Below are 827 nucleotides of genomic sequence, written 5' to 3' on the forward strand. Positions count from 1 at the left end.
TCCACGCTAACGGTCTGTCCAGGCCCGGTGACGCCCGTATTGCCGCGCAGCACCTGATCGCTTTGCGATTCAACGAAGTTCAGGGTGCCATCGCCAAACGGCGTGACAAACTGCGCCTGTGGCAGCGCATCGACAATCGCTTCAAAGCTGCCCTGCCCGCTAATCTGGTTTCCGGCAATATCGGTAACGGTAATGTTTACGTTCAGCACGCCATCCGGCAGGGCCTGCAATTGTGCGGCGGTCAGCGGTAGCGTCCAGGTTGCTCCTGTTACCGTCGCAGCGATAGCCGGACCGCTGTTGATGCTCACCAGCACGCTACCCACCTGACCGGCAGGCACGCCCGTCGTTCCGGTGATTGCCGAGTCAGTCAGCGTCTCGGCGGCGCTCAGGAAGCCATCCGTAAAGGCGGTATCCAGCGTTGGCGGCGTCAGCGCATCGGTACGAACGGTAAAGTTCTGTGCTGGCGAAGTTGAGACGTTGCCCGCCCGATCGATAATAGTTACCGTCATGGAGTGGGCCGCGTCAGTAAAGGCGTTGAGCTGCTCCGGCGTTAACGGCACCGTCCAGTTCCCGTTAACGTCTACGGTACCGACAAACTCCTGTAGGCCATCAATGACGATCCTCACCTGCTGGTTTGGCCCAGCCTGGCCGGTCGAACCGGTAATCTGCGCCCCGGTATTGGCCTCCTCCTGGTTGAGGTAGCCATCACCAAACAGCGCTGGCGGCAGCTCCGCCACAGGGCCAAAGCGCACTGCGTCAAGGCTGCCACTGGCCGTGGCCGGGTTACCAAATGCATCAAGCGCCGTTACCGTAATAGGCAGAAGGCT

1 protein-coding gene is annotated in these 827 nt (G+C 60.7%); it reads right to left on the bottom strand.

The genetic code is table 11. From position 1 onward, the window contains the following. Positions 1 to 827: Ig-like domain-containing protein (locus FN633_RS18435; RefSeq protein WP_243731521.1), on the bottom strand; the 827-nt coding region annotated here is incomplete at both ends.

Source organism: Pseudescherichia vulneris (assembly GCF_902164725.1).
GTDB classification, from domain to species: domain Bacteria; phylum Pseudomonadota; class Gammaproteobacteria; order Enterobacterales; family Enterobacteriaceae; genus Pseudescherichia; species Pseudescherichia vulneris.